The organism is Pseudomonas sp. Root329 (assembly GCF_001424925.1).
Taxonomy (GTDB): domain Bacteria; phylum Pseudomonadota; class Gammaproteobacteria; order Pseudomonadales; family Pseudomonadaceae; genus Aquipseudomonas; species Aquipseudomonas arabinosi.
Genome location: NZ_LMCV01000012.1, coordinates 321,369 through 334,745, shown reverse-complemented (window position 1 = coordinate 334,745; position 13,377 = coordinate 321,369). Strand labels below are relative to the sequence as shown.

12 protein-coding genes are annotated in these 13,377 nt (G+C 60.6%); 3 read left to right on the top strand and 9 right to left on the bottom strand.

What is annotated here, in order from left to right; genetic code table 11:
* Nucleotides 1-235: 235 nt before the first annotated feature.
* The 3 genes from ASC74_RS13050 to ASC74_RS13040 all read left to right on the top strand — a co-directional run bounded on the left by ASC74_RS13050 (nucleotide 236) and on the right by ASC74_RS13040 (nucleotide 3,058).
* Nucleotides 236-1,060, top strand: a complete 825-nt coding sequence (locus ASC74_RS13050) for an NAD-dependent epimerase/dehydratase family protein (protein ID WP_056741738.1) — start codon at nucleotides 236-238, stop codon at nucleotides 1,058-1,060.
* Between the two features lie 53 nt (nucleotides 1,061-1,113).
* Nucleotides 1,114-2,001 (top strand): SMP-30/gluconolactonase/LRE family protein, encoded by an 888-nt coding sequence (locus ASC74_RS13045; RefSeq protein ID WP_056741737.1) that lies wholly within the window; start codon nucleotides 1,114-1,116, stop codon nucleotides 1,999-2,001.
* 181 nt (nucleotides 2,002-2,182) lie between these two features.
* Complete coding sequence (locus tag ASC74_RS13040) at nucleotides 2,183-3,058, top strand: aldose 1-epimerase (protein WP_056741736.1); 876 nt, start codon at nucleotides 2,183-2,185, stop codon at nucleotides 3,056-3,058.
* Here ASC74_RS13040 and ASC74_RS13035 read toward each other — a convergent pair.
* The 9 genes from ASC74_RS13035 to ASC74_RS13000 form a co-directional block, all read right to left on the bottom strand.
* On the bottom strand, nucleotides 3,043-4,770 hold the full coding sequence (locus tag ASC74_RS13035) for a hybrid sensor histidine kinase/response regulator (protein WP_056741735.1): 1,728 nt from the start codon (nucleotides 4,768-4,770) through the stop codon (nucleotides 3,043-3,045). The genes ASC74_RS13040 and ASC74_RS13035 overlap by 16 nt on opposite strands.
* On the bottom strand, nucleotides 4,754-5,917 hold the full coding sequence (ercA, locus tag ASC74_RS13030) for an alcohol dehydrogenase-like regulatory protein ErcA (RefSeq protein WP_008149766.1): 1,164 nt from the start codon (nucleotides 5,915-5,917) through the stop codon (nucleotides 4,754-4,756). Before ercA ends, ASC74_RS13035 begins: the two co-directional genes overlap by 17 nt.
* A 235-nt stretch (nucleotides 5,918-6,152) precedes the next feature.
* Nucleotides 6,153-7,295 (bottom strand): pyrroloquinoline quinone biosynthesis protein PqqE, encoded by a 1,143-nt coding sequence (gene pqqE / locus ASC74_RS13025; protein WP_056741734.1) that lies wholly within the window; start codon nucleotides 7,293-7,295, stop codon nucleotides 6,153-6,155.
* The gene (gene pqqD, locus ASC74_RS13020) at nucleotides 7,273-7,545 is read right to left on the bottom strand and encodes a pyrroloquinoline quinone biosynthesis peptide chaperone PqqD (RefSeq protein WP_056741733.1); all 273 of its coding nucleotides are present in this window, start codon (nucleotides 7,543-7,545) and stop codon (nucleotides 7,273-7,275) included. Before pqqD ends, pqqE begins: the two co-directional genes overlap by 23 nt.
* On the bottom strand, nucleotides 7,542-8,294 hold the full coding sequence (gene pqqC, locus ASC74_RS13015; RefSeq protein WP_056741732.1) for a pyrroloquinoline-quinone synthase PqqC: 753 nt from the start codon (nucleotides 8,292-8,294) through the stop codon (nucleotides 7,542-7,544). Before pqqC ends, pqqD begins: the two co-directional genes overlap by 4 nt.
* A gap of 131 nt (nucleotides 8,295-8,425) precedes the next feature.
* Nucleotides 8,426-9,340, bottom strand: a complete 915-nt coding sequence (pqqB, locus tag ASC74_RS13010) for a pyrroloquinoline quinone biosynthesis protein PqqB (RefSeq protein WP_056741731.1) — start codon at nucleotides 9,338-9,340, stop codon at nucleotides 8,426-8,428.
* Nucleotides 9,341-9,395: 55 nt separating this feature from the next.
* Entirely contained in the window at nucleotides 9,396-9,467 is a 72-nt protein-coding gene (gene pqqA / locus ASC74_RS31075) for a pyrroloquinoline quinone precursor peptide PqqA (RefSeq protein ID WP_003253598.1), read from the bottom strand.
* Between the two features lie 272 nt (nucleotides 9,468-9,739).
* Nucleotides 9,740-11,260 (bottom strand): acetaldehyde dehydrogenase ExaC, encoded by a 1,521-nt coding sequence (gene exaC / locus ASC74_RS13005; RefSeq protein ID WP_056741730.1) that lies wholly within the window; start codon nucleotides 11,258-11,260, stop codon nucleotides 9,740-9,742.
* A gap of 248 nt (nucleotides 11,261-11,508) precedes the next feature.
* Complete coding sequence (locus ASC74_RS13000; protein ID WP_056741729.1) at nucleotides 11,509-13,287, bottom strand: PQQ-dependent methanol/ethanol family dehydrogenase; 1,779 nt, start codon at nucleotides 13,285-13,287, stop codon at nucleotides 11,509-11,511.
* Between the last annotated feature and the right edge of the window lie 90 nt (nucleotides 13,288-13,377).

Below are 13,377 nucleotides of genomic sequence, written 5' to 3'. Positions count from 1 at the left end.
GCTTGCTCGCGATGGTGGCGTTACATTCAACATCAAGGTATTTGACATAAAGCCATCGCGAGCAAGCTCGCTCCCACAAAGTGCTTCGTGTTGTCAGCGGATGCGGGAATGACCCTCCGTCAATTTCAACCGATGACGCGTTGACAACAACCTGAGACCCTAACGATACTTCGACCTAGTCGTACGACAACCTACAACAAATTCAATAACAATGACTGCTTGTTCAGGGACTTCCATGACCATCACAACTAACGCCCGCGCTCCTTTCAATCGTCTCCTCCTGACCGGTGCCGCCGGTGGCCTCGGCAAAGTCCTGCGCGAACGCTTACGGCCCTACGCCAATGTGATTCGCCTGTCGGACATCGCCGATATTGCCCCGGCCATCGATGACCGTGAAGAAGTGGTGCCCTGCGACCTGGCAGACAAGCGAGCAGTCCATCAGCTGGTTGAAGGCGTAGACGCGATCCTGCACTTTGGTGGCGTATCGACGGAGCACTCGTTCGAAGAGATCCTCGGCGCCAACATCTGCGGCGTGTTCCACATCTATGAAGCCGCTCGCCGCCATGGCGTGAAGCGGGTGATTTTCGCCAGCTCCAACCACGTGATCGGCTTCTATAAGCAGGATGAAGTCATCGACGCCCACTCCCCTCGCCGCCCGGACAGCTACTACGGCTTGTCCAAGTCCTACGGCGAAGACATAGCCAGTTTCTACTTCGATCGCTACGGCATCGAAACCGTCAGCGTGCGCATCGGCTCCTCGTTTGCGGAACCACTGAACCGTCGAATGATGAGCACCTGGTTGAGCTTCGGCGACCTGACTCAATTGCTCGAATGCGCGCTGTACGCCCCCAATGTCGGTCACACAGTGGTCTACGGCATGTCCGACAACAAGAACGTCTGGTGGGACAACCGTTTCGCCACCTGCCTGGGTTATGAACCTCAGGACAGCTCCGAAGTGTTCCGCGAAAAAGTCGAAGCCCAACCGATGCCGGCCGCTGATGACCCGGCACGGGTCTACCAGGGTGGTGCGTTTGTCGCATCCGGCCCCTTCGGCGACTGAACCCGCGTACATCACTTGATCCCAACAACAAAAACCCGAGGGGATGAGTTGTCATGCATGCCGAATTGATTGTCGATGCCCGTAACGCAGTCGGTGAATGCCCGGTCTGGGTCCCCGAGGAAAACGCCCTGTATTGGGTGGATATTCCTGCCGGCGGACTTCAGCGCTGGAGCGCCGAAACCGGCCATGTCCATGCCTGGAAAGCGCCGGAGATGCTCGCCTGCATTGCACGTCACAGCAACGGCGGCTGGGTTGCCGGGATGGAAAGCGGGTTCTATCATCTGCACCCGCATAACGATGGCAGCCTCGACAGCAACCTCCTGGCTCCGGTCGAACACGCCCGCACAGATATGCGCCTGAACGACGGTCGCTGCGATCGTCAGGGGCGCTTCTGGGCCGGCAGCATGGTGCTGAACATGGGCGCCAACGCTGCCGACGGCACGCTTTATCGCTACAGCGCCGGGCAACGCGGGCCACTCGAGGCGCAACTCAGCGGGTTTATCGTGCCCAATGGTCTGGGTTTCAGCCCGGACGGGCGAACGATGTACCTGTCTGACTCTCATCCCCTGGTCCAGCAAATCTGGGCCTTCGATTACGACATCGATAGCGGCACGCCGTCCAACCGCCGGCTGTTTGTCGACATGCATCAATTCCCTGGTCGTCCCGACGGGGCGGCGGTCGATGCCGAAGGCGGCTACTGGATTTGCGCCAATGACGCCGGGCTGATTCACCGTTTCACGCCCGACGGCCGACTGGACCGCTCCCTCGTCGTGCCGGTAAAAAAACCGAGCATGTGCGCCTTCGGCGGCAGTCGCCTGGACACCCTGTTCGTGACCTCGATCCGCCCCGGTGACGACCATGACGAACAGTCACTGGCCGGCGGTGTGTTCGCCCTCAATCCCGGCGTGAAAGGTTTGCCGGAGCCGTTGTTCCAGGGATGAACCAGGTCCCCATGTAGCAGCTGCCGAAGGCTGCGTTCGGCTGCGCAGCAGTCGTCAATCCGGTGAATGCGGTTTCCTGATACACCGCGCAGTAAGGTTTTACGACTGCTTCGCAGCCGAACGCAGGCTTCGCCAGCTGCTACAAGGCTCAGCGGTGTTCTCACATCAGAGCTCAATTGAAATGACGCCAGCGTTGCTTAACCTCGAAGACGAATTCACCCATCTCACCCTCGCCCCGCAACTCGGTGGCAGCATCGTCAACTGGAGCGTGCGCGGCACGGGTCTGCCGCTGTTGCGCCACAGCGATGCTCACGCGCTGAATACCGGCCTGCCCGGCAAGCTCGGCTGTTTTCCCTTGGCACCGTGGTCGAACCGAATTTCCGAAGGCGGCTTTGAATGCCCCGAGGGCTGGCTGGCACTGACACCCAACAGCCTCACCGATCCCATGCCGATTCACGGCAGCGCCTGGCAGCAACCGTGGCAGGTGGTTTCGCAGACGCGCGATGAAATCGTCCTGCAACTCGACAGCACCACGCCCTTCACCTATCGCGCCCGGCAACGATTCCATCTGAGCGACGGCAAGCTGAGCCTTGATCTCAAGGTCACCCATCTGGCCGAAAGCCCTGCCTGGCATGGGCTCGGTTTGCATCCTTACTTCCCGCGTACCACGGGCACCCAGTTGCAGGCGCAATCCCGGCACGTCTGGTTGTGTGACGGGACCAAACTGCCGACGCACCTCAGTGCGTTGCCAGCCGAATGGGATTTCCGGTCACTCAAGGGGTTGCCCGAGACATTGGTCGACAACGGTTTCTGCGAATGGGACGGCCACTGCCTGATCCGCCAGCCAGCGTTGGGCTATGAGCTGGAATGCCGCGCCACGGGCAGCGATTACTACCTGCTCTACTGCCCGGTGGGCCTGGATTTTTTCTGTATCGAACCGGTGAGCCACCCGGTCAACGCGCATCACCTGCCCGGTCGTCCGGGGTTGCGATTGCTGGAGCAAGGCGAGTCAGCCGAGCTCGGCTTCAGCCTGCAATTTCGCTACCCCAGCAACTGACTGAGCACCGCGCGCAACTTCCCGGGTTTCACCGGTTTGTTCAGCAGCGGTGCGTCGAGTCTCTGCAATGAGCGCCGACATTGATCCGTGCGGTCAGCAGTGATGATGACCGCCGGAATCGCCTGGTGGTAATGCTCACGCAAATGCCTGACCACATCACAGCCCACCACCCCGTGATCGAGGTGGTAGTCCGCCAGAATCAGTTCCGGCGGTCGCCCCTGCAAGGCGGCCAGCGCGGAGAATTCATCGGTGGCCGTGACCACTTCGCAACCCCATTGCCCGAGCAGCGCGCTCATGCTTTCGAGGATGCTCACTTCGTTGTCCAGCACCAGCAAACGCCGACCCGGCAACGGATTGCCGGTGCCGGGTAGGGGTGCCGCCAGGCTGATCGGCAGCGGAATTTCATGGGAAATCGGCACGTCGATGCTGAACATCGAACCGCGCCCGGGCAACGAATGAACCCCGACTTTATAGCCGAGGATCTTGGCGATGCGTTCAACGATGGCCAGCCCCAAGCCCACACCCTTGCGGTCGGCGGCGCGGCCGACGTCCAGTTGGTTGAACTCGAGGAAAATCGAATCCAGTCGATCCGCCGCGATCCCGCGCCCGGTGTCCCAGACTTCCAGGCGGAGCATTTCACCGCGGCGTCTGGCACCCAGAAGAATGCTGCCTTCGTCGGTGTAGCGGCAGGCGTTGCTGAGGAAGTTGCGCAGGATCCGCGTCATCAGACGCAAGTCAGTGCTGATGGCGTAATCGCCCATGTGCACCCGCAGGTTCAACCCTTCAGCCTGGGCCACTGACTGGAACTCCGACACCAGCGGCGAGAGCAATTCATCGAGGCGGTACAGCGCAATGTCCGGTTTGACCGCCGCCTGATCGAGCCGGGAAATATCCAGCAAATCGGTGAGCAAATCTTCCGCCCCTTCCAGCGCCTGGTGCGTACGCTCCACCAGCACCTGTTCGACGTCGGGCAACTTGCGCTCGCGCAGGGTCGAGATCAACAAACGCGCGGCGTTGAGCGGTTGCAACAGGTCATGACTGGCGGCGGCGAGGTATTTGTCCTTGCTGCGATTGGCGGCCTCAGCGGCGTCCCGGGCATCGCGCAAGGCTTGGGCGATCTGTTTACGCTGGGTGATCTGCTGTTGCAGGTTGCGGTTGGCTTCCAGCAACTCGTCGGTGCGCGCGGTGACGCGCTGTTCCAGTTCGTCGTTGAGTTGCTGCAGGCGCTGCTGGGCGAGTTTGCGTTCGGTGATGTCAGCGACAAACCCTTCCACCAGCCCTTCCTGATCGGGCTTGAGCAACAGGTTCATTAGCACGTCGAGGCTGCTGCCATCCTTGCGTCGCAATTGGGTTTCGTAGCCATGCAGGCTGCCCTGGTGCCTGAGGATTTCGCCGATATTTTCCAGTTCCTGTGCACCACCGACAAACAGGTTGCTCGCCAGATCGGCCAGGGAAAACAGCACTTCCTGGGGATTGTCGTAACCGAGCATCCGCGCCAGTCCCGGATTGGCGGCACGCATGCCTTCCAGGAGGCTGGCCTGGAAGATCCCGTGGACCGCGTTCTCGAACAGCCATTTATAGCGATTGCGCTCGGTTTCCAGCTCGTCGAGGCGCGCGGCCAGTTCCGGGTAATGACTCTTGCGCGCCGAGTGGCTGCCTAATCCCAGTAACCCTGCCAGCGCCCGTTGCTGTTCGTCAGAGGGCTTCGCCATAGACGACCTCGACATCACGCTGACTGGACTCACGCGGGTTGGTCAGGATGCACGGATCGTGCATGGCGTGTTGCGACAGGAACGGAATGTCCGCGGTGCTGACCCCGTGCAATCCGAGGGTTTCGTGGAAGCCGATCGCGTGTTTCAACGCAATCAGATGTTCCACCAGACGCCCGCAAATCTGCCGGTGATTCAAGCCACGGCAATCGATGCCAAAGGTCTCGGCGATCACCTTGAAGCGCTCGGGTGCGGAGCTGTAGTTGAACGCCACCACGTGTTCCACCAGCACCGCGTTGCACAGCCCATGAGGCAAGTCGAGAAAGCCACCGAGGCTGTGGGACATGGCATGCACCGCGCCGAGGATCGCGTTGGAGAACGCCAGCCCGGCCTGCATGCTGCCGAGCATGATTTTCTCGCGCAGGGCAATGTCGTTGGGGTTAGCGATCATCTGCACCAGGTTGCCGTTGATCAGGCGCATCGCCTCCAACGCATGGGGGTCGGTCAATGGCCCGTGACCGGTGGAAACAAACGCTTCGATGGCATGCACCAACGCATCGATGCCGGTACAGGCCGACAGGAACGGGTCCATGCTCAACGTGGTTTCCGGGTCGATCAACGACACGTCCGGCACCACCGCCTTACTGACGATGGAGAACTTCATGCGTTCTTGCTGGTTGGAGATGATCACGAATTGCGAGACATCGGCCGAGGTCCCGGCGGTGGTCGGAATCAGGATCAGCGGCGGGCTCGGGACACGGATGGTGTCCACGCCTTCGAATTCGAGGATGCTGCGTCCATGGGCAACGACAATGCCGATGCCTTTACCGCAATCCATCGGACTGCCGCCACCGACGGCCACGATCACATCGCAATGATTTTCCCGGTACAGATCAGCGCCGAGCATCACTTCTTCGACCCGCGGGTTGGGCGAGACTGCGCTGTACAAGACGTACTCGATGCCTTGGGCTTGCAGGCTGGCCTCGACATCGGCAACCCAACCAGCGGCAATCACACCGGGATCGCTGACCAGCAGCACCTTGCGGGCACCAAAGGTTTTGGCGCAATTGCCGACGTTGTGCCGGCAGCCGGCACCAAAGATGATTTCAGGCGAAACGAATTTACGCAGTTGACTAAGACTCTGGCTCATTGGAAAGCCTGTTTTTATTGTTTTGGAAGGTAACGTCCACACTAAAGCATCCGGCTGTGAATGCAATCAGACCAATGGGTAGCAGGCTGGGGTGTACTCAAATCTTGAATTCACCAGAATACCCCTGTGGGAGCGGGCTTGCTCGCGAAAGCGGTGGGTCAGTCCACATCAATGTTGAATGTAGAGCCGCCTTCGCGAGCAAGCCCGCTCCCACAGGGGATTTGTGTCGTTTGATTCATCCGCGGTAGATCAGTCGCGAAGCCTTCTCGTTACGCAACGTCAGGTGTTCCATGCCTAGCCCCGGTGCCTCGGCTTCCTCGCGGGCCTTGAGAATCACACCGTGGTGCGGGGACTTGCTGCACACCGGGTCCGCGTTGGCGGCGTCGCCGGTCAGCATGAATGCCTGGCAGCGGCAGCCGCCCAGGTACTTGTGCTTTTCATCGCAGGAGCGGCACGGCTCCTTCATCCAGTCATCGCCACGAAAGCGATTGAAACCGAAAGAATCAGTCCAGATGTGCTCGATACTGTGCTCGCGCACATTGGGAAACTGCACCGGCAACTGTCGGGCGCTGTGGCAAGGTAACGCCGTGCCGTCGGGGGTGATGTCGAGAAACAGATTGGCCCAGCCGTTCATGCAGGTCTTGGGGCGTTCTTCGTAGTAATCCGGGGTGACGAAGATCAGCTTGCACGGGTGGCCCTGCGCCTCAAGACGCTCCCGATACTCATTGGTGATGCGCTCGGCACGCTGCAATTGCTCACGAGTGGGCAACAGGCCAACCCGGTTGAGTTCGGCCCAGCCGTAGAACTGACACGTCGCCAATTCGACGAAATCCGCTTCCAGTTCCAGGCACAAATCGATGATCTGCGCGATCTGGTCGATGTTGTGCCGATGGGTGACGAAGTTCAGCACCATCGGATAGCCCTGGGCCTTTACCGCCCGGGCCATCGCGAGTTTCTGCGCGAAGGCTTTGCGCGAGCCGGCGAGCATGTTGTTCACCGCTTCGTCGGCGGCCTGGAAGCTGATCTGGATGTGGTCCAGCCCCGCGACCTTGAAATCGCGCACTTTCTGCTCGGTCAGGCCGATGCCCGAGGTGATCAGGTTGGTGTAGTAACCCATGTCCCGGGCGGCCTTGATCAATTCGGCCAGGTCTTGGCGAACCAACGGTTCACCGCCGGAAAAACCCAGTTGTGCGGCGCCCATCTCCCGGGCCTCGCGGAACACCCGGATCCATTCCTCAGTGCTCAACTCTTCGCCTGATTGGGCAAAGTCCAGCGGGTTGGAGCAATACGGGCATTGCAGCGGGCAACGGTAGGTCAGCTCCGCCAACAGCCACAGCGGCGGACCCGGACGCGAGTCACTCGATCCAGAATTGAGCATGGGCCACCTCCAGAAATGCCAGCACGTCTTCGTCGATCCCCGGTACGCCGGGGAAACTCTCAGACAGTCGATCAATGATCGCCGCAACGCTGCGCTGGCCGTCCACCAGATCGAGGATCTGCCCGGCACTGGTGTTGAGTTTGATCATGCCTTCGGGGTACAGCAGCACGTGACAGTCCTGACGAGGTTCCCATTGCAGGCGAAAACCCTGGCGCAGCGACGGTGATTGCTCGCGGTTGATCAGGATCACAGGACAATCCCCCGGTGCCAGACTTTCTCCGTGGTGACGGTGTGATACGGCGGGCGCTCCAGTTCGTAGGCCATGCTCATGGCGTCGAGCATGCTCCACAGCACGTCGAGCTTGAATTGCAGGATTTCCAGCATGCGTTGCTGGCCTTCGACCGTGACGTAGTGCGCCAGGGTGATGCGTAAGCCATGCTCGACATCCCGTCGTGCCTGACTCAGGCGATTACGGAAATAGTCGTAACCGCCGACGTTGATCCACGGGTAATGGGCCGGCCAGGCATCGAGCCGGGATTGGTGGATCTGTGGCGCAAACAGCTCGGTCAGCGAACTGCTGGCGGCTTCCTGCCAACAGGCGCGACGGGCGAAATTAACGTAGGCGTCGACGGCGAAACGGACACCGGGCAGCACCAATTCCTGTGAAAGGATTTGCTCGCGATCCAGCCCCACCGCTTCCCCCAGCCGCAGCCAGGCTTCGATCCCGCCTTCGCTGCCGGGTGCACCGTCGTGGTCGAGAATTCGTTGCAGCCACTCCCGGCGCACGTCGCGGTCCGGGCAATTGGCGAGAATCGCCGCGTCCTTCAGGGGGATGTTCACCTGGTAGTAGAAGCGATTGGCGACCCAGCCTTGAATCTGCTCGCGGGTTGATCGGCCGGCGTACATGGCTTGGTGGAATGGATGGTGGATGTGGTAGTAGGCGCCTTTGGCGCGCAGGGCCGCTTCGAATTCGGCGGGGGACATTGCTTTGTCAGTCATTGCGGTTCTCCTGGTAGCTCTGCGGTGTTTGCTCTGGCGCCTTCGTCGGAACGCCGCCCGGACCAAGCCCGCTCCCACAGTGGAACGCGGCACCCTTGTGGGAGCGAGCCTGCTCGCGATGAGGCCATCCGCTACAGCTCAATACTCATGCCGTCGAACGCCACTTCGATCCCGCGCCGATCCAGCAACGCCCGCTCGGCCGAGTCTTCATCAAGGATCGGGTTGGTGTTGTTAATGTGGATCAGCACCTTGCGCTGGCGGGGGAAGCCTTCAAGGATGTCGATCATGCCGCCAGGGCCGCTTTGGGACAGGTGACCCATTTCACTGCCCAGGTTCTGGCCGACTTCGCAGACTCGCATCTCGTCGTCGCGCCACAAGGTGCCGTCCAGCAACAGGCAATCGGCGCGTTGCATCCAGCTCAGCACCTCGTCGTCGACCTGTCCCAGGCCCGGCGCATAGAACAGCGAAGCACCGCTGCGTCGGTCTTCGATAAACAAGCCGATGGTGTCGCCCGGCTGCGGATTGCCGCGATTGGGCGAGTATGGCGGTGCGTTGCTGACCAAGGGGATCGCGCGAAATCGCAGGTGCGCGCACGCCGGGATGCTGAACGGTTCGCGGTCGAGCCCGACCGGTTGCCACTGCAACCCGCCGTTCCAGTGCTTGAGCATGGTGAACAACGGAAAGCCGCTGCTGAGGTCTTCATGGACCCGTTCGGTGCACCAGACCTGATGCGGGCAACCTTCGCGAAGGCTCAACAGGCCGGTGCAATGGTCGATCTGGCTGTCCAGCAGGACGACGCCGGCAATCGCCGTGTCACGCACCCGGCGTGCCGGTTGCAGCGGCGCGAAACTCTCGAGTTGCGCGCGAATGTCCGGTGAAGCATTGCACAGCACCCAATCCACACCGTTGTCGCTCAGGGCAATCGAGGACTGGGTGCGCCGTTGGGCCCGCAGGCTGCCATTGCGCATCGCGGCGCACTGGCGGCAGTTGCAATTCCATTGCGGAAAACCACCGCCAGCGGCGGATCCGAGAACGCGAATGTGCATGGGCAATGCTCCAGAAGGCAGGCCCGGCCAACGCAACAGCTGGCCGGGTGAACAATCAGCGGTTGGCGAAATACATCGTCACTTCGAAGCCAATGCGCAGATCGGTAAACGCGGGTTTAGTCCACATGGGTCAATCCTCTTCTTATGCCGGACGATTCCGGTAAAGCCATTAATGCACGGGGCGCCAGGCACCCGAATGCTACTTTCGAACGAGGTGGCGGCGTGCATTGGTAGGGGGTGTGCGGCGATCTTCAGAAACACACAAAACCAATGTGGGAGCGGCGGTGCGACGATTCGACTTGCTCGCGAAGGCGGCGTCACATCCAACACATTGGTTGACTGACAGACCGCTTTCGCGAGCAAGCCCGCTCCCACAGGGTTTGCGGTGTGCTTACGGAGTTAGAAGAACCCCATCGGATTGATGTCGTAGCTCACCAGCAGGTTTTTGGTCTGCTGATAATGGTCGAGCATCATCTTGTGGTTTTCACGGCCGACACCGGACTTCTTGTAGCCACCAAACGCGGCGTGGGCCGGGTACAGGTGGTAGCAGTTGGTCCAGACACGCCCGGCCTTGATCGCCCGGCCCATGCGGTAGGCACGGTTGATGTCGCGGGTCCACAGACCGGCGCCGAGGCCAAACTCGCTGTCGTTGGCAATCGCCAGGGCTTCGGCTTCGTCCTTGAAGGTGGTGATACCCACCACCGGGCCGAAGATTTCTTCCTGGAACACGCGCATTTTGTTGTGGCCCTTGAGCAGGGTCGGCTGGATGTAATAACCCGTCGACAAGTCGCCCTCAAGACGCTCGGCCGCGCCGCCAGTGAGCAGCTCGGCGCCCTCTTCCTGGGCAATTTTCAGGTACGAGAGGATCTTGTCGTATTGCTGCTCGGACGCCTGGGCGCCGACCATGGTTTCGGTGTCCAGCGGGTTGCCGCGCTTGATCTTGACGATCTTCTGCATCACCACTTTCATGAAGTCGTCGTAGATCGACTCCTGCACCAGCGCTCGCGATGGACAGGTGCAGACTTCGCCCTGGTTGAAGAACGCCAGCACCAAACCTTCGGCGGCTTTCTCGATGAACTGTGGCTCGGCTTGCATGATGTCTTCGAAGAAGATGTTCGGCGACTTGCCGCCCAGTTCAACGGTACTTGGAATGATGTTCTCGGCCGCGCATTTCATGATGTGCGCGCCAATCGGGGTGGAACCGGTGAAGGCGATCTTGGCGATGCGCTTGCTGGTGGCCAACGCCTCACCCGCTTCGCGACCGAAACCCTGAACGATGTTCAGCACGCCGGGTGGCAGCAAGTCGGCGATCAGTTCAGCGAAGACCATGATCGACAGCGGCGTCTGTTCGGCGGGTTTGAGCACCACGCAGTTACCGGCTGCGAGGGCCGGGGCGAGTTTCCACGCGGCCATCAGCAGCGGGAAGTTCCACGGAATGATCTGCCCGACCACGCCCAATGGCTCGTGGAAGTGATAGGCGGTGGTCAGCTCGTTGATCTCGGCGGCACCGCCCTCTTGAGCGCGGATGCAACCGGCGAAGTAACGGAAATGGTCGGCAGCCAGTGGCACGTCGGCATTCAGGGTTTCGCGCACGGCTTTGCCGTTGTCCCAGGTTTCGGTGACGGCGAGGATTTCCAGATTCTGTTCGATGCGATCGGCGATTTTCAGCAGCACCAGGGAGCGGTCCTGCGCCGAGGTTTTGCCCCAGGCATCGGCGGCGGCATGCGCTGCGTCGAGGGCTTTTTCGATGTCGGCGGCGCTGGAGCGAGGGAATTCGGCGATCACTTCACCGTTGACCGGCGAAGAGTTGGTGAAGTACTCACCATTGACCGGGGCGACAAACTCGCCGCCGATGAAATTGCCGTAGCGCGGTTTAAACGTAACGACGGCGCCAGGTGTACCAGGTTGTGCGTAGATCATAGTGGGCCTCTGTCTGGGTCGATGCCTGTCGGGCAAACAGGCGATGAACCGATAGTAGAGAGCCCTGCGCGTCAGACGAATGCGCCGTTGGCAGGAGGACTCTCGTTATTTGGTAGTAGATATTGCACAAACCCAATGTGGGAGCGGGCTTGCTCGCGAAAGCGGACTGTCAGTCAACCGATGTGTTGAATGTGACGCCGCCTTCGCGAGCAAGCCCGCTCCCACAGGGGTTATGTGGTGGACTTGGGTCAGTGCTTGGCCACTACAAGGTCTTTCGGCAGCTTGAAGGTCCAGAGCATGCCGCCCTGGTTGAAGTCCTTGATGCGCTTGGCCACTTCGCCGCCCCACAGCGGTACGGCGCCGCCCCAACCGGAGAGAACCGAGACGTACTGTTCGCCGTCCATTTCCCAGGTCACAGGCGAGCCGAGTACGCCGGAGCCGGTCTGGAATTCCCAGACTTTCTCGCCGGTCTTGGCATTGAACGCTTGGAGGAAACCTTCCGGCGTACCGGTAAACACCAGATTGCCCTTGGTGGTCAGCACGCCGCCCCACAGCGGCGCGTAGTTCTTGTGGCGCCAGACTTCCTTGCCGGTTTTCGGGTCGATGGCGCGCAGCACGCCGATGTAGTCTTCATTCAATGGCTTGATGGTGAAACCGGCACCGAGGAACGCCGCGCCTTTTTTGTAGGCGATGCCTTCGTTCCAGATGTCCATGCCCCATTCGTTGGACGGCACATAGAACAATCCGGTGTCCTTGTTGTAGGCCATCGGCATCCAGTTTTTCGCGCCGAGGAATGCCGGGGCTACGAATACCGAACTGCCTTTGGCTTCGGTGCCGGGCGCGCCTGGGCGGCTGGCTTCGTTGTAGATCGGCCGACCGTCTTTATCCAGGCCGGTGGCCCAGGTGATTTTGTCCACGAACGGGAAGCCGCGGATGAATTTGCCGTTGGTGCGGTCCAGCACGTAGAAGAAACCGTTACGGTCAGCGGTCGCGGCGGCTTTGATCTCTTTGCCGCCTTCGGTGTAGTTGAACGAGACCAGCTCGTTTACGCCGTCATAGTCCCAGCCGTCGTGAGGCGTGCTCTGGAAGTGCCACTTGATGGTGCCGTCATCCGGATTGAGCGCCAGACGCGACGACGAGTAGAGGTTGTCGCCAGGACGCAGGTGCGAGTTCCACGGCGCCGGGTTGCCGGTGCCGAACAGCAGCAGATTGGTTTCCGGGTCGTAGTAACCGCCGAGCCAAGGGGCGGCGCCGCCGGTTTTCCAGAGATCGCCAGGCCAGGTCTTGCCGGCTTCACCGCCGGAGATGCCGTTCTCTATCGCTTTGCCATCCTTGTAGGTGTAGCCCATGTGGCCTTCGACGGTGGGACGGGTCCACAGCAGGTCGCCGTTTTTCGGGTCGTAGGCTTCGATTTTGCCAACCACCCCGAACTCGCCACCGGCGACACCGGTAATCAGTTTGCCGTTGATCACCAACGGCGCGGCGCTGATGGAATAGCCTTCCTTGTGGTCGGCGACTTTCTTGCTCCAGACGACTTTGCCGGTGTCTTTGTTCAGGGCCACGAGCTTGGCGTCGAGGGTGCCGAAGATCACCAGGTCGCCGTACAGCGCGACACCACGGTTGATCACGTCGCAGCAAGGGCGGATGTCATCGGGCAGGCGCGCATCGTATTGCCAGAGTTTCTTGCCGGTGCGCGCATCCACCGCAAACACCCGCGAGTAGGAACCGGTCATGTACATCACGCCGTCCTTGATCATCGGCTGTGCTTGCTGACCGCGTTGTTTTTCACCGCCGAAGGAGAACGCCCAGACCGGCCGCAAGTCCTTCACGTTGTTGACGTTGAGCGTATCCAGCGGACTGTAGCGTTGACCCTGGACGCCCAAACCGTTGGTGACGATCTGCCCCGGGTTCTTGGGGTCCTGGAGGATGTCTTGATCAGTGACGCCGGCCAATGCCGAGCCAGACAACAGCATGGCACTGAGCAGCACACTCAAGACGAAGGGTTGGCGACGTGCGGGTTGGGTCATGACGGCTACCTCTGCAGTTTTTGTTATACCCGGGAAATTTTCCCGGTCTGGTGCAGATTCTTGGGCGCCGCCGCCCTTGGAACAATTGCC